The sequence below is a fragment of the Paraburkholderia fungorum genome (assembly GCF_046027605.1).
GTDB lineage: Bacteria > Pseudomonadota > Gammaproteobacteria > Burkholderiales > Burkholderiaceae > Paraburkholderia > Paraburkholderia fungorum_F.
In genome coordinates this window covers 363,604-379,107 of record NZ_JAQQEF010000002.1, presented here as the reverse complement: position 1 = coordinate 379,107, position 15,504 = coordinate 363,604, and the positions used below count along the sequence as shown (strand labels likewise).

The window sequence follows — 15,504 nt, the reverse complement described above, 5'->3', positions numbered from 1 at the left end:
CGGCAGCGCCGTCTTGCCAACCTGTGCTTAAATCCCATGTCGGCTTGCCGTCTTCGTGCCGCCTCGCGGAACGGGCACGCGTGCGGCCCGAGGCCGGCAGGAACGGAACATGCGCGCCGTGTTCGCGCCAACGCCTGTGCCGATTGGGCGCCCGCCGGACGAGAACAGATTCAAATCCCTTCAGTGCATCAAGAGGAGCGCGGTTGTGTGGCATTTTCCGGTTGCTATTCCACCCTCGCTGGGCGTGTGGGCCGTCTTCATGAGCGTGCTGATCACGCAGCTCGGCATGCCGATTCCGGCGGCGCCCATGCTGATCCTCGGCGGAACGATGGCGGCCATGGGACAGACCTCTTACGCCAGTGTGATAGTCGCCGCTGTCGGGGCGACGATGATCGCGGACGCGTTATGGTTCTTCACCGGTCGCGCTTACGGCCGGCGCTTGCTGAATCAGCTGGTGCGCTTCTCGCTCTCGCTCGACAACACCGTGCGCGTCACACGCAATACCTACGAACGGTACGGCGCGCCGATTCTCACCGTTGCGAAGTTCCTGCCCGGCCTCGGCCTGATCTCCGCGCCGCTGCTCGGCACGACGCCGATCAACGTCGGCGTGTTCCTGCTGTGGGATTTTGTCGGCGCGGTGCTATGGGCTAGCGTGTGGGTGATCGGCGGCGCGGCGCTTCACGATCAGATCGTGCAACTCGTTCTGCTCGTGCGCCATAACGGCGGCACGATTTTCGATGCGTTCGCGGCGATTTTCGTGGCCGTGCTCCTCTACCGCTGCGTACGCCGCTGGCAGTTCCGCCGCTGGCTCGCGCATGTGCGCATCTCGCCGGAACAGCTCGATGAAATGATGAACTCCAATGAGCCGCCGCTGATTCTCGATGCGCGGCCGCGCAGCATACGGGCGAAAGAATCGCACCGGATTGCCGGCGCGCAGGTGCTGGATCTAGAGTCACCCGAGCCGCTGCATCCCGAGTTGCTGAAGCGGCCCATTGTCGTCTATTGCGTCTGTCCTAACGAAGCGACCGCCAAGCGGATCGTCAATCAGTTGCATCGAAAGAATATCCACCATGTCAAAGCGCTCAAGGGCGGCCTCGACGCATGGGAGAAACGCGGCTATCCGGTAGAACCGCTGCCGCCCGACTTCGAGACGGCGATGGCCCACATGGCGGAAGACGAAGGCGACGAGGGCGAATACACCGTGCGGGCGAGATTGGCGAAATGACGAAATGATGAAATGATGAAATGATGAAATAACAATCGCAATCACAACCGCAGGCGCCTGAACCCACGCCTCGAACCTACCCTGGCCTGACCAAAAAACCGCTTGCGCGTCGCCACCAATGTGTGCACCATGCATATATGCACGTTGCACACATTGAGGCAATTCCATGACGCAGCGCACAGAAAACCTGCTTGGCGTGCTCGCCCTGCTGGTCACGGACGAGATGAACGCGCAGCCAACCGTGGCCGCGCTCGCGGGCCCGACTGCCCGCGCCATGCTCAACGCCGTCGGCCAATATCCCGATTCATCCATTGAAGTACTGCGAGAAGCGGTCGATCTTTCGCATCCGGCCGCGGTCCGCGCCATCGCGGGTCTGGTGGATGCCGGCCTTGTCGTCAAGAAGTCGGGCACGGACAAACGTTCCGTTGCACTGGCTTTGAGCGCTTCCGGCAAGCGTGAAGCCAGGCGCCTGCAAACGGCACGTGAGCGGATGCTCCAACGCATTGTCGGCCAGCTCGACGAAAACGAGCGCGCCGTGCTCGAAAGCCTGCTGATCAAGATTCTGTGGAATGAAACCCGCGATCCGGCACACGCCATGCAACTGTGCCGCCTCTGCGACGAGGGTCCCTGCCTGAAAGCCGGCTGTCCGGTCGAATGCCGCGAACAGGGTCTGCCCATGCCCGCGCGGCGCGGCGCATGAATGCCGCCGCGCCGGTGCGCTGGCCGGCGATCGCCGCGCTGACCGCGGTCTCGGCGCTCTCGCAGATCGGCCAGTTCGGCATCGGCTTCATGGTGCTGCCGGTGTGGCTGGCCCATCGCGGGCTGGCCCATCACGGGCTCGACGCATCGCGCGCAGGCCTCTTCGCCGCGTCGCAATGGACCGGCATGCTGGCGGGCTTATTGATCGCGCCGTGGCTGGTGGAGCGTATCGGTGCGAAGCGCACGGTATCGCTAGGACTCGCCGCCACACTCGTTGCATTCGCGACGATGGGTGCGTTGCGGTGGCCGTTATGGCTCGTGCCCGGCTTGTTGACCGGGCTCGGCATCGGGTTGCGCTGGATCGCCAACGAAACATGGCTCTATCGACTTGTGCCGGCTGAATCGAGCGGCCGTGTGGTGGGCGTGCACGAAGCGCTGATCGCTACCGCAGGCGTAATCGGTCCGGCGTTGGCGGTGTGGTGCGCGGTCGACGGACGCATCACGTTCGCGACCGGCGCGGCATTCACGTTTGCGGCGGCGGTTCCGCTGTGGTTGACCGCGTCGGACGATGGGCGCCCCGCAATTAAACCTGCACGGCCTGCGCGAACAAGCGGCGCCGTGAAAAGCGCCCCCATTGGCCCATTGGTCAGCCTCGGCATGGTAGTTATTGCGGCGGGCGGGATCGGCGATGGTGCACTCTACGGGCTCTTCCCGCTGTTCGCCGACGCCCATGGCCTCAGTACCACACAGACGGCCACGCTGCTCACGCTATTCGGAGTCGGGGGCATGGCGCTGCAATTTCCGGTCGGCTGGTTCGCCGATCGCGCGGGCCTCGCCGCCACCGTGATCGTCTGCGCCGCGCTCAGCACACTGGCGATCTGTGGTTTCGCACTCGCCGCGCCCGCCTCATGGCTCGCCTCGGCGAGCGCCCTGCTGCTCGGCGGCATGAACAGCGCGTACATCACACTCGGCATGGTCGCGGCTGCATGCAGCGACAAAGCCGCGCTGACGCGCAACATGCGGCTGGTGTCGCTGACCTTCACCGCGAGTTCGATCGTCGGGCCGCTCATCGCAGGCTTGGCGATGAACGCACGCGGCCCCGATATGCTGATGTGGCAACTGGCGCTCATGAGCGGCGCGCTCGTGGCCTACACGCTCGGCTTGCGCGAAGGCCGGCGTCAACCCGATCGATCGTCATCGATGGGCTAACGCCGGTTGGATCTCAAGCCGCTTGAATGTGCCTAACGTTCAGCCACTTTCCGCTGCCGCCACAGGCACAACAGATCGCACGCGATATGCGCGGCGGCAATCGCCGTGATCTCGCTCTGGTCATAAGCGGGTGCGACTTCCACCACATCCGCGCCCACCAGATTCAACGCGCCGAGCCCACGCACGATAGCCAGGCCCTGCGCCGACGACAAACCGCCCGCCACCGGCGTCCCCGTGCCCGGTGCGAACGCCGGATCGAGACAGTCGATATCGAAAGTCAGATACGCGGGCCGCTCGCCGACGATCGACGTGATCCGCTCCACCGCCGCGCGCGCGCCATGTTCGTGGACCCACGCGGCGTCGAGGATATTGATCCCCATGAAGTCGTCGTTCCACGTACGAATGCCGATCTGCACCGAGGTCTTCGGATCGATCAAACCGTCCTTCACCGCTTTGTAGAACATCGAGCCATGATTCAGGCTGTCCGGACTGTCGTCGGCCCACGTGTCGCAGTGGGCGTCGAAATGGATCAGCGAGAGCGGTTTGCCATACTTCTCCGCATGTGCAATCAGCAGCGGATACGTGATGTAGTGATCGCCACCGAGCGTCAGCATCTTCGCGTCCGAGCGCAGGATCGTGCGCGCATGCTCGACGATCGATTCCTTGATCGTCATCGGATTGTGCGCGTCGAACCAGCAGTCGCCGTAATCGGTCACCGCGAGATCGTCGAACGGATTGAAGCCCCACGGATACGGATGCAGCTCCGACAATTGCACGCTCGCGGCGCGCACCGCCGCCGGACCGAGACGCGCACCCGAGCGGAAAGTGGTGGCCAGATCGAGCGGCACACCGGAAACCACGACGTCGACACCGTCGAGTTCGCGGGTGTATTTGCGGCGCATGAACGACAACACACCCGCATAGGTGTTTTCGATCGACGAGCCATAGAGCGACGAACGGCGGATCGCGCCGTCGCCGTAAACGAGTTCAGTCATGGATGACCTGATACCTGATAAACATGCCGGCGCCGCACGCGGGGCTTCCAGGAGGATGCGCGCAACGTCCGGCCCCGGATTCATTGGGAACGCGGCGGCGCCTTTTCCAGGGCGCCGCCGCGCAGGCTTGGCGAACTTTAGCGCAGCCGCACCAGCGTGGACTTCAGCTCGGTGTACTTCTCCAATGCGTGCAATGACTTGTCGCGTCCGTTACCCGATTGTTTGTAGCCGCCAAACGGGAAATTCATATCCCCGCCTTCGTCGTAGCAATTGACCCACACGGTGCCGGCGCGCAGCCTGCGCGACACTTCATGCGCGGTGGTCAGGTTCGAGGTCCACACGGCAGCGGCAAGACCGTATTCGCTGTCATTAGCGATCCTGATCGCTTCTTCAACGGTGTCGAACGTAATCACCGACAACACCGGCCCGAAGATTTCCTCGCGCGCGACCTTCGCACCGGAGGCCGGAATCTCGAAGATGGTCGGCTCGATATAGAAGCCGCCGGTCTCCTGCTTGACACGCGACCCGCCCAGCAGCAGCTTCGCCTCGGCACGGCCCGCTTCGATATAACCGAGCACGCGTTCGAGTTGCACGTTGTCGACGATCGCGCCCATCGAGGTCTGCGGATCGAGCGGATTGCCCGGCGTATAGCTGCGCGCGGCGGCGATCAGCTTGTCGAGGAACACGTCCTTGATGTCGCGATGCACGAGCAGGCGCGAACCGGCGGTGCACATTTCGCCCATGTTGTAGAAGATCGCCCCGGCCGCCGCATTGGCCGCACGATCGAGGTCGGGGCAATCGGGCATCACGATGTTGGGCGACTTGCCGCCGAGTTCGAGCCACACGCGCTTCAGGTTCGACTGCCCGGCGTATTGCATGATCAGCTTGCCCACGTTGGTCGAGCCGGTGAAGGCGAGACAGTCCACGTCCTGATGCAGCGCGAGCAGCTTGCCCGCTTCGCCCGCGCCCGGCAGCACGTTGAATACGCCGGCCGGAATGCCCGCGTCCAGCGCGAGTTGGGCGAGGCGAATCGCGGTGAGCGGCGACTTCTCCGAAGGCTTGAGCACCACGCTGTTACCCGCGGCGAGCGCGGGGCCGAACTTCCACGACGCCATCAGAATCGGGAAATTCCACGGCACTACGGCCGCCACCACGCCGATCGGCTCGCGCGTGACGAGGCCCACCAGATGATGATCGGCGGGCGCGACTTCGCCACCCACCTTGTCGATGGCTTCGGCGAACCATTCGACGCAATAGGCCGCGCCCGGTACATCCACCGAGGTGGTGTCGGCGATCGGCTTGCCGGCATCCAGCGTTTCGAGCAGCGCGAGCTCGTCCATATGCTCACGGATCGACGCGGCCCAGCGCAATAGAATCGCCTTGCGCTTGCGAGGATTGAGGCCGGACCATACGCCGGCATCGAACGCACGGCGCGCGGCTGCCACGGCGGCGTCGACATCCGCCGCGCCGCTGTCGGCGACCCTGGCGAGCAACTTGCCGTCGATCGGGCTCAGGCAGTCGAATGCGCGGCCACCTGCGGCGTCACGATACTCGCCGTCGATAAACGCACGGCCTTCGATCGAAAGCGTAGCGGCTTTGTCTTGCCAGAAAGCGAGAGATTTCTTGTCCATCAGGATGCCTCAATGTTATGCGCTCGACGCACGCCGGCATCGACTTCATATGGCCTGGAAGTGCGTCGCAGCGCGTTGGCGCGGAGTCTCTAGAACGTGGGCGGCGAATTGGCCGACACGATCTCGCAGAGATGCTCTGCGCTGGGATTGCGAAAACGATGTGGTAGACGGCTTTCGAAGTAGTAGCTGTCACCGGGGTCGAGCAGCCACGTGACGCCGTCCACCGTCAGTTCGATCTGACCGCTGACCACCACGCCGCCCTCGTGCCCATCGTGCTCCAGCATCTCCGGCCCGGTATCCGACAACGGCTGATAGACCTCACGCAGAATGCCCATGTTGCGATCTTTCACACTGGAGCCCGCGAGATAGAACTCGATCGACTCATTGCCGAGATTCGGCATGTCGGCGCGGCGCGACACGACCGAGCGCTCCACCTCGACTTCAAAGGTGAAGAATTCGGCAAGACTCATGGGTATGCATTCGAGCAGTTTCTTCAGCGACCCGACCGAGGGACTCACGCGGTTCTGTTCGATCAGCGAGATCGTGCCGTTCGTCACTCCCGCCCGTTTGGCCAGTTCGCGCTGAGACAGACCGTTCTTCTTGCGGATGTATTGCAGACGGGTCGCTACTTCTATGGACATCGCTGGATTCTCTGACATATGAAAAATGGTCGGAACGCTCGGGCGAGAGCAAGGGGCTGTGCGCGAGTGTTGAATATTCTAATCACTTTAAACTTTGCGCCGCTGGGGAAAACCCCTGAAAGGCTTCCGAAATATGAATAGCGCAACGAACGTTCCCATCGTACGGGATTGCGGCAGGACCCCCGGGAAAGCCCTGATAAATCTTTCATAAAAATGATTTGACGGCTTTATTGGCTCGTATACGATGATTCACAGGCGATCTTCATGCCGACGTCACAAAGCACGAAAAGGTGTTTTTTGATGTAGCGAACCCAGTTCGCATCGGTTTGAGGCGATCATCCCAGCGTCATGTTTCTTTAAACGCCCCGTGCGTTTTTCGAGCAGGCGTTCAATACTTTCAACGTCGCTAGTCGAGTGTAATCGTGAGAGTCCGAGGCCCTTTGGTGAGATGGAATCGTAGTCAGGCGAGTTGTCCTCGCGCTGACGGCGCCATCGCCGACGGCAGCAACGGCAGCCTTACGTTCCGCCGCTTCCTGTCCGTCTTCACGATCCTGTCCCGCCGTTCAGTTCGACGTCACAACTCCATCTCCGCGCGCGCCTTCATTGCTGTGCGCACGGACGAAGTCGCCTCGCTGCTGCCGTAGCGCCTCCCCCCTTATTCCGCCGTTCGATTTGTCCGTTTGCGTGAGCGCGCTCTATTGAGCCATGCGTTCGTGCATGTGCGGTGCCGTCTGCCGTGTGTGCACTTCATGCACTTCATGCACTTCATGCGGATCAGAGCAGTTGCGCACCGCAGCGGATCGAATCGAACGGCCTACCTGACTATCACGCGCGGCGCGTTCATTTGACGACGGCCGCCTGCACTATCCCGGCGGCCTGACGCCTTGCGTCCGGCTGCGGAATCGTGCCGCGCTGTGTTTAACGTTGTTCATGCCGCGTCCCGCGGGGAACACACACGTCTATCTGTTATGCGAAACAAACCCCTGGTCGGCATCAGCGCCGACAGAACGATGATGGGAGCCCATCCGTCGCACGTCACCGGCGAGAAGTACATCGCCGCGATCGTGGACGGCTCGCAGGCGCTGGCCATGTTGTTGCCGGCGCTCGGTGAGCGTCAGTCCACTGAGGACGTGCTGGACGCCGTCGACGGCCTGCTGTTTACCGGCAGCTATTCGAATGTCGAACCGCACCGCTACGGTGGTCATCCCAGCGCGCCGGGCACGCTGCACGACGCGGCACGCGATGCGACGACGCTGCCGCTGCTGCGCGCGGCAATCGCCGCAGGCGTGCCGGTACTGGCGGTATGCCGGGGCTTCCAGGAAATGAACGTGGTGTTCGGCGGGACGTTGCATCAAAGCGTTCACGCGGTGGACGGTTTGAACGACCATCGCGAGAACAAGGAAGACGACCTCGACGTGCAATACGCACCGTCGCATTCGATCACGCTGACAGAGGGCGGCTTGTTGCAGCGCCTCGCGGGCGGCACGAATGAAGCGCGTGTGAATTCATTGCACGGTCAGGGCGTCGAGCGGTTGGGCGTGGGTCTGGTGGCGCAAGCTTGCGCGCCGGACGGATTGATCGAAGCGGTGAGTGTGAAAGATGCGCGTGCCTTCGCGCTGGGTGTGCAGTGGCACCCGGAATGGAAGCATGCCACTGACGCGCTCTCCACCGCGATCTTTCGCGCCTTCGGCGACGCCTGCCGCGATCGAATGCGCACCAAGGCCGGCTATGGCGCGGCATCCGCCGCTGCCACGCATGCCTGAGCCGGTCGCGCACCAAAACTGAGAGAATAACCATGCATGAAATCGACGACTTCCTGAAGAAGAACCGCGTCACCGAAATCGAAGCGATCATTCCGGATATGGCCGGGATCGCACGCGGCAAGATCATTCCGCGCAGCAAGTTCGAATCCGGCGAGTCCATGCGCTTGCCGCAGGCGGTGATGATCCAGACCGTCACAGGAGACTATCCGGAAGACGGCACGCTCACCGGCGTCACCGACCCGGACATGGTGTGCGTGCCCGACGCCAGCACCATCCGCATGATTCCGTGGGCCGTCGATCCGACCGCCCAGGTGATTCACGATTGCGTTCACTTCGACGGCACGCCCGTCGCGATCTCGCCGCGCCGCGTGCTGCGCCGCGTGCTCGAACTGTATAAGGCCAAAGGCTGGAAGCCGGTCATCGCGCCCGAGCTCGAGTTCTATCTGGTCGACATGAACAAGGACCCGGACCTGCCGCTGCAACCGCCGATCGGCCGCACGGGCCGTCCGGAGACCGGACGTCAGGCGTATTCGATCGAAGCGGTCAATGAATTCGATCCGCTCTTCGAAGACATCTACGAGTACTGCGAGGTGCAGGAACTGGAAGTCGACACGCTGATTCATGAAGTGGGCGCGGCGCAGATGGAAATCAACTTCATGCACGGCGATCCGCTGAAGCTCGCCGACAGCGTGTTCCTGTTCAAACGCACGGTGCGTGAAGCCGCGCTACGCCACAAGATGTACGCGACCTTCATGGCCAAGCCGATGGAAGGCGAACCTGGCTCGGCCATGCACATGCACCAGAGCCTCGTGGACGAAGAAACCGGCCTGAACCTGTTCACGGGTCCGGACGGCAAGCCCACCTCGCTCTTCACCGGCTATATCGCCGGCTTGCAGAAATACACGCCGGCGCTGATGCCGATCTTCGCGCCGTACATCAACTCGTATCGCCGCCTGTCGCGCTTCATGGCCGCGCCGATCAACGTCGCGTGGGGTTACGACAACCGCACCGTGGGTTTCCGGATCCCGCATTCGGGGCCGGCCGCGCGCCGCATCGAAAACCGTATTCCGGGCGTGGACTGCAATCCGTATCTGGCGATTGCCGCGACGCTGGCCGCGGGCTATCTCGGCATGACGCAAAAACTCGAAGCCACCGAGCCCCTGTTGAGCGACGGGTACGAGTTGCCGTATCAGTTGCCGCGCAACCTGGAAGAAGGCTTGACGCTGATGGGCGCTTGCGAACCGATCGCCGAAGTACTCGGCGAGAAATTCGTCAAAGCCTACCTCGCACTGAAAGAAACCGAATATGAAGCGTTCTTCCGCGTGATCAGTTCGTGGGAACGCCGGCATTTGCTGCTGCACGTCTAAGACCGAATCCAAGGCCTTTACTAATGACGTCGCCCGCAAACGCATAAAAACTGGAGGCAGTATGAGCTATAGAACAGAAGAAGTCGCTTACGTGCAACCGGCCCAACCTGCCGCGAACGCACAAGCCGCACAGCAACAACGCAGCACCGCCGAATACCGCGCACTCGACGCCGCCCATCACATCCATCCGTTCTCGGATATGGGTTCGTTGAATCGTGCCGGCAGCCGCGTGATCGTCAAGGCCCAAGGCGTGTATCTGTGGGATTCGGAAGGCAACAAGGTCATCGACGGCATGGCTGGCCTGTGGTGCGTGAACGTCGGTTACGGCCGCAAGGAACTGGCCGACGCCGCGTACAGGCAGATGCAGGAACTGCCCTACTACAACACCTTCTTCAAGACGACGCATCCGCCGGTGATCGAACTGTCGGCCTTGCTCGCGGAGCTCGCGCCGGAACCGTTCAACCACTTCTTCTATTGCAACAGCGGTTCGGAAGGCAACGACACCGTGCTGCGCATCGTCCATCAATACTGGGCGACGCAAGGCAAGCACTCGAAGAAGTTCGTCATCTCGCGCAAGAACGGCTATCACGGTTCGACGATCGCGGGCGGCACGCTGGGCGGGATGGGCTACATGCATGAACAGATGCCCTCCAAGGTCGAGAACATCGTGCATATCGACCAGCCGTATTTCTTCGGCGAAGCCGAAGGCAATCTGACGCCGGAAGAATTCGCGCTGGCCCGCGCGCAGCAACTCGAAGCGAAGATTCTCGAAATCGGTGCGGACAACGTCGCCGCGTTTATCGGTGAGCCTTTCCAGGGCGCGGGTGGCGTGATCTTCCCGGCTTCGACGTACTGGCCGGAAATCCAGCGCATCTGCCGCAAGTACGACATCCTGCTGGTCGCGGACGAAGTGATCGGCGGCTTCGGCCGGACCGGTGAATGGTTCGCGCATCAGCACTTCGGCTTCGAGCCGGATCTGATCACGCTGGCCAAGGGCCTGACGAGCGGCTATGTGCCGATGGGCGCGGTCGGCCTGCATGATCGCGTGGCCAGGGCGATCATCGAAAACGGCGACTTCAATCACGGCCTCACCTACTCCGGCCACCCGGTGGCCGCGGCGGTGGCACTCGCCAATCTGAAGCTGCTGCGCGACGAGAAGATCGTCGAGCGCGTGAAGACCGACACAGGTCCGTACTTCCAGAAGAAGCTGCGCGACACTTTCGCCAACCATCCGATCATCGGCGAAATCGCCGGCGCGGGTCTGGTGGCCGGTCTGCAACTCGCGGAAGACCCGAAAGCGCGCAAGCGTTTTGCCAACGGCGGCGACGTCGGCACGATCTGCCGCGACTTCTGTTTCAACAGCAACCTGATCATGCGCGCCACCGGCGACCGGATGCTGCTCTCGCCGCCGCTCGTGATCACGAAGCTGGAGATCGACGAAATCGTTTCGAAAGCCAAAAAAGCCATCGACGCGACTGCACAACAACTCGGAATTTCGTAACGGCAGTTCGTTCCGGCATGCGCACACCCACGATACGCGCTCATGCCGGTTCTTCACATCAAGGGAAAAAACCATGAGCGTTTGTCATTCTGGACGTCATCTTCGTCATGCGGTCGCGGGGACCGCGCTTCTCGCCTTCACGGGTTTTGCGGCGTTGTCGGTCACGCCGGCCCTTGCGGCCGACACGGAATTGAATGTGTATAACTGGTCGGACTACATCGCGAAGGACACGATTTCGAACTTCGAGAAGCAGGACGGCATTCACGTCAAGTACGACAACTACGATAGTGACGATACGTTGCAGGCCAAACTGCTCGCGGGCAGCTCGGGCTACGATATCGTGGTGCCGACCTCGAACTACATGGCCAAACAGATTCAGGCCGGTGTGTATCTGAAGCTCGACAAATCGAAGCTGCCGAACCTCGCGAACCTCGACCCCGTGCTGATGAAGATGATCGCCGACGCGGATCCGGGCAACCAGTACGGTGTGCCCTGGGCATACGGTACGGATGGCATCGGCTACAACGTGCAGGCCGTGCAGAAAGCTCTCGGCGCCAATGCGCCGGTGGATAGCTGGGCACTCGTATTCGACCCGGCCAATCTGTCGAAGCTGAAGAGTTGCGGCGTGTCGTTCCTCGACCAGGCCGTCGACGTATTCGCCGCGACGCTGCAATACATGCATAAGGACCCGAACAGCACCAACCCCGCCGACTACCAGGCCGCGTTTGAAGTGCTGAAGAAAGTCCGCCCGTATATCACCCAATTCAATTCGTCCGGCTACATCAACGACCTCGCGAACAACGACGTCTGCGTCGTGGTCGGCTGGTCAGGCGACGTCGGCATTGCGAGCCGCCGCACCGAGGAAGCCAAGCGTTCGTATCAAATCAGGTTTTCGAACGTGAAGGAAGGCGGCCTGCTGTGGTTCGACGTGATGGTGATCCCGAAAGACGCGCCGCACCCTGAAGCCGCGCTGAAGTGGATCAACTACATCTCGGACCCGAAGGTCAACGCCGCGATCACCAATGAAGTGTTCTACCCGACTGCGAACAAGGCCGCGCGCCAGTTCGTCACGCCGGCAGTCGCACAGGACAAAACCGTTTATCCGGGCGACGATGTATTGAGCAAGATGACACTCATGAAGCCGATGCCCACCGATATTCTGCGTCTGGAAAACCGTCTTTGGGCGCAGCTTAAAACCGGCCATTGATTAAGCCAAACTAGAAAGAGTTTAATCCCGCGCTCAGGGATCGCTTGAACCCTGAGCGCATGAAAGGCAGTAACGGCAGTCAGCCTGCGCGCTTTTAGGTCCCACCTGCGCAGTCCCATGTTTTCCGATCGCAGCGCATCTTGCGAGCCGCTTCCCGCGCCTCGTAGGGAGACACTTGCGCTCGCGATCCGCAAGGAACGGTTACATCATGAACTCGACGACATTAAAAAGCCCGGCCGGCGCCACCCAGATGGCCCGCCCCGCACCGACGACAAAATCGAAACCGGAAGAATTCGTCCGTATCGAAAACGTCGTGAAGAAATTCGGCGACAGCACCGCTGTCGACAACGTCAACCTGAGCATCGCCAAGAACGAATTGTTCGCGCTGCTCGGCAGCTCCGGCTGCGGCAAGTCCACGCTCCTGCGCATGCTCGCGGGGCTCGAGACGGTGACCTCGGGGCGCATTTTCGTCGACGGCGAAGACCTCGCCGCGATGCCGCCGTACAAGCGGCCGGTCAACATGATGTTCCAGTCGTATGCGCTGTTCCCGCACATGAGTGTCGAAGCGAATATCGCGTTCGGCCTCAAGCAGGAAGGCACGCCGAAGAACGAGATCAAGGAACGTGTCGCCGACGCGCTCAATCTCGTGCAAATGAGCAAATACGCGCAACGCAAGCCACATCAATTGTCAGGTGGACAGCAGCAGCGTGTGGCGCTGGCCCGCTCGCTCGTCAAGCGCCCCAAGCTGCTGCTGCTCGACGAACCGATGTCGGCGCTCGATAAAAAAATCCGCCAGAAGACCCAGCTCGAACTGGTCAACATCATCGAGAAGGTCGACGTGACCTGCGTGATGGTGACGCACGATCAGGAAGAAGCGATGACGATGGCCGGCCGCCTCGCGGTGATGAGCGAGGGCCGCATCGTGCAGATCGGTTCGCCCAGCCAGGTGTACGAGTTTCCGAATAGCCGCTTCTCGGCCGAGTTCATCGGCTCGACCAATCTGTTCGAAGGCACCGTGGTCGCGGATGAACCCGACCATATCTTCGTCGAAAGCGAAGACCTCGAATCGCGCATCTACGTGAGCCACGGCATTACCGGTCCGCTCGGCATGCCGGTGGGTATCTCGGTGCGCCCCGAACGTGTGAAGGTCTCGCTCGATAAACCTTCTACCCCGCACAACTGGGCGCGCGGCGTGGTCTCGGATGTCGCGTACATGGGCAGCTATTCGCTGTATCACGTGCGCCTGCCGAGCGGCAAGACGGTGGTGTCGAATCTCTCCAGCTCGCACCTGATGAGCGAAGGTGCCCCTTCCTATAACGACGACGTGTTCGTCTACTGGTCGCCGGCTAGCGGCGTGGTGCTGACGCAATGAGCAATCCCACTACTTCCTCCCCCGCGGCGCTCGGCGCGCCGTCCGGCAACCGTCGGTTCGGTTCGCTGAAAAAGCGCCTGTCGATGCTGGTGCCGTCGGGCCGCACGACCGTGATCGGCGTGCCGTTCCTGTGGCTCACGCTGTTCTTCGCGTTGCCGTTCGTGCTGGTGCTGAAGATCAGCTTCGCCGATCTGCGCCTGGGCATTCCGCCGTACACGGATCTCGTGACGGTCAAGGACGGCATGGTGCATTTCGCGATGCAGCTCGGCCACTACGCGTTCCTGCTGCAAGACGATCTGTACGTCGCGACGTATATCAGCTCGCTGAAGATGGCGGCGGTCTCGACCTTCTTCTGCCTGATCATCGGCTATCCGATCGCGTACTACATCGCACGCTCGGAACCCACCAAACGCAACCTGCTGATGATGGGTGTAATGCTGCCGTTCTGGACGTCGTTCCTGATCCGCGTCTATGCGTGGATCGGCATTCTGAAGGACGACGGTCTGCTCAATCACACGCTGATGTCGATCGGCATGATTCACTCGCCGTTGCGCCTCTACCACACGGATATTGGCGTCTATATCGGCATGGTTTATTCGTACCTGCCGTTCATGGTGATGCCGCTGTATGCGCACCTGGTGAAGATGGATCTGACGCTGCTCGAAGCGGCCTACGACCTCGGTTGCAAACCCTGGACCGCGTTCACCCGCATCACCTTGCCGTTGTCGAAGAACGGCATTATCGCCGGCAGTCTGCTGGTGTTCATTCCGGCGGTTGGCGAATACGTGATTCCCGAACTGCTCGGCGGCGCCGACACGCTGATGATCGGCCGCGTGATGTGGGATGAATTCTTCAACGATATGGACTGGCCGATGGCATCCGCCGTCACGGTCGCGATGGTGCTACTGCTGCTCGTGCCGATGGCCGTGTTCCAGTACTACCAGGTCAAGGAACTGGAGGGCGCGAAATGATCAAGCCTAATAAGACGCTTTCCGCGAGTGTGCTGACTGTGGGGTTTCTGTTTCTGTATATCCCGATCATCAGCCTGGTGGTGTATTCGTTCAACGAGTCGAAGCTCGTCACCGTCTGGTCCGGCTTTTCGCTCAAATGGTATGGCGCGCTGCTGCAAGACGGCGAACTGCTCAATGCGGCGTGGTTGTCGCTGAAGATTGGTCTGCTGACCGCGTGCGCGTCGGTGGTGATCGGTACATGGGCCGGCTTCGTGCTGGCCCGCTTCGGACGCTTTCGCGGCTTCACATTGTTCGCCGGCATGATCAACGCGCCACTCGTGATTCCGGAGGTGATTCAGGGCATCTCGCTGCTGTTGCTGTTCGTCGCGCTCGAACAGATGCTCGGCTGGCCGAAGGGCCGGGGCCTCTTCACGATCTGGATCGGCCACGTGATGCTGTGCGTGTCGTACGTGGCGATCATCGTGCAATCGCGGGTGAAGGAGCTCAACAAGTCGCTCGAAGAAGCCGCACTCGATCTCGGCGCCACGCCGCTCAAGGTGTTCTTCCTGATCACGCTGCCGTTGATCTCGCAGGCCTTGATGTCCGGCTGGCTGCTGTCGTTCACGCTGTCTTTCGACGACCTCGTGCTGTCCGCGTTCCTGTCGGGTCCCGGCTCCACCACCTTGCCGCTCGTCGTGTTCTCACGGGTTCGCCTCGGCCTGAATCCGGAAATGAATGCGCTCGCCACGATCTTCATCGTCACGGTGACGATCGGCGTGATCGCGGTCAACCGCTGGATGCAACTGCGCGAACGCAAGCGCAATCGCGACATGCAGATGGCTTTCGCACTCGCCGAAGCCGCCGACCCTTTGCCGTTAGCACCACAACAAGCCGCTGTACGGAAGTCTCTCGATACGGCACGCGCATAAGAAGTCCTTTGCAAT

Annotated in this window: 14 protein-coding genes; 11 read left to right on the top strand and 3 right to left on the bottom strand. The window is 61.6% G+C overall.

Features of this window, described 5'->3' with window-relative positions; all coding sequences use genetic code 11:
- Window positions 1-205 precede the first annotated feature (205 nt).
- The 3 genes from PQR53_RS05035 to PQR53_RS05025 all read left to right on the top strand — a co-directional run bounded on the left by PQR53_RS05035 (window position 206) and on the right by PQR53_RS05025 (window position 3,133).
- Window positions 206-1,225, top strand: coding sequence for a VTT domain-containing protein (locus tag PQR53_RS05035; protein ID WP_408451477.1), 1,020 nt, complete (start codon window positions 206-208; stop codon window positions 1,223-1,225).
- 166 nt (window positions 1,226-1,391) lie between these two features.
- The gene (locus PQR53_RS05030) at window positions 1,392-1,925 is read left to right on the top strand and encodes a MarR family winged helix-turn-helix transcriptional regulator (protein ID WP_408451476.1); all 534 of its coding nucleotides are present in this window, start codon (window positions 1,392-1,394) and stop codon (window positions 1,923-1,925) included.
- A complete protein-coding gene (locus PQR53_RS05025) occupies window positions 1,922-3,133 on the top strand; it encodes an MFS transporter (protein WP_408451475.1) in 1,212 nt (403 codons plus the stop codon). Before PQR53_RS05030 ends, PQR53_RS05025 begins: the two co-directional genes overlap by 4 nt.
- A 32-nt stretch (window positions 3,134-3,165) precedes the next feature.
- On the opposite strand, the gene speB is transcribed toward PQR53_RS05025, so the two are convergent.
- From speB to PQR53_RS05010, 3 genes are all read right to left on the bottom strand, one after another.
- Window positions 3,166-4,128, bottom strand: coding sequence for an agmatinase (gene speB / locus PQR53_RS05020; RefSeq protein WP_408451474.1), 963 nt, complete (start codon window positions 4,126-4,128; stop codon window positions 3,166-3,168).
- Window positions 4,129-4,265: 137 nt separating this feature from the next.
- Window positions 4,266-5,759 carry an aldehyde dehydrogenase gene (locus PQR53_RS05015; protein WP_408451473.1) on the bottom strand — a complete coding sequence of 498 codons (1,494 nt, stop codon included), beginning with the start codon at window positions 5,757-5,759 and terminating at the stop codon, window positions 4,266-4,268.
- Between the two features lie 89 nt (window positions 5,760-5,848).
- Window positions 5,849-6,400 carry a cupin domain-containing protein gene (locus tag PQR53_RS05010; protein ID WP_408451472.1) on the bottom strand — a complete coding sequence of 184 codons (552 nt, stop codon included), beginning with the start codon at window positions 6,398-6,400 and terminating at the stop codon, window positions 5,849-5,851.
- A gap of 422 nt (window positions 6,401-6,822) precedes the next feature.
- On the opposite strand from PQR53_RS05010, the gene PQR53_RS05005 reads away from it, so the two are divergent.
- From PQR53_RS05005 to PQR53_RS04970, 8 genes are all read left to right on the top strand, one after another.
- Window positions 6,823-7,044 carry a hypothetical protein gene (locus PQR53_RS05005; RefSeq protein ID WP_407945944.1) on the top strand — a complete coding sequence of 74 codons (222 nt, stop codon included), beginning with the start codon at window positions 6,823-6,825 and terminating at the stop codon, window positions 7,042-7,044.
- Window positions 7,045-7,368: 324 nt separating this feature from the next.
- Window positions 7,369-8,163, top strand: a complete 795-nt coding sequence (locus PQR53_RS05000; protein ID WP_408451471.1) for a gamma-glutamyl-gamma-aminobutyrate hydrolase family protein — start codon at window positions 7,369-7,371, stop codon at window positions 8,161-8,163.
- A 32-nt stretch (window positions 8,164-8,195) separates the two neighbouring features.
- Window positions 8,196-9,530, top strand: a complete 1,335-nt coding sequence (locus PQR53_RS04995) for a glutamine synthetase family protein (RefSeq protein ID WP_408451470.1) — start codon at window positions 8,196-8,198, stop codon at window positions 9,528-9,530.
- 61 nt (window positions 9,531-9,591) lie between these two features.
- Window positions 9,592-11,031 carry an aspartate aminotransferase family protein gene (locus tag PQR53_RS04990; RefSeq protein WP_408451469.1) on the top strand — a complete coding sequence of 480 codons (1,440 nt, stop codon included), beginning with the start codon at window positions 9,592-9,594 and terminating at the stop codon, window positions 11,029-11,031.
- Window positions 11,032-11,104: 73 nt separating this feature from the next.
- Window positions 11,105-12,238: a polyamine ABC transporter substrate-binding protein gene (locus PQR53_RS04985; RefSeq protein WP_408451468.1), complete on the top strand. Its 1,134-nt coding sequence runs from the start codon at window positions 11,105-11,107 to the stop codon at window positions 12,236-12,238.
- Window positions 12,239-12,446: 208 nt separating this feature from the next.
- A complete protein-coding gene (locus PQR53_RS04980; RefSeq protein ID WP_408451467.1) occupies window positions 12,447-13,610 on the top strand; it encodes an ABC transporter ATP-binding protein in 1,164 nt (387 codons plus the stop codon).
- Window positions 13,607-14,581, top strand: a complete 975-nt coding sequence (locus tag PQR53_RS04975) for an ABC transporter permease subunit (RefSeq protein ID WP_408451466.1) — start codon at window positions 13,607-13,609, stop codon at window positions 14,579-14,581. The genes PQR53_RS04980 and PQR53_RS04975 overlap by 4 nt, the downstream gene beginning before the upstream one ends.
- A complete protein-coding gene (locus tag PQR53_RS04970; protein WP_408451465.1) occupies window positions 14,578-15,489 on the top strand; it encodes an ABC transporter permease subunit in 912 nt (303 codons plus the stop codon). Before PQR53_RS04975 ends, PQR53_RS04970 begins: the two co-directional genes overlap by 4 nt.
- Window positions 15,490-15,504 lie beyond the last annotated feature (15 nt).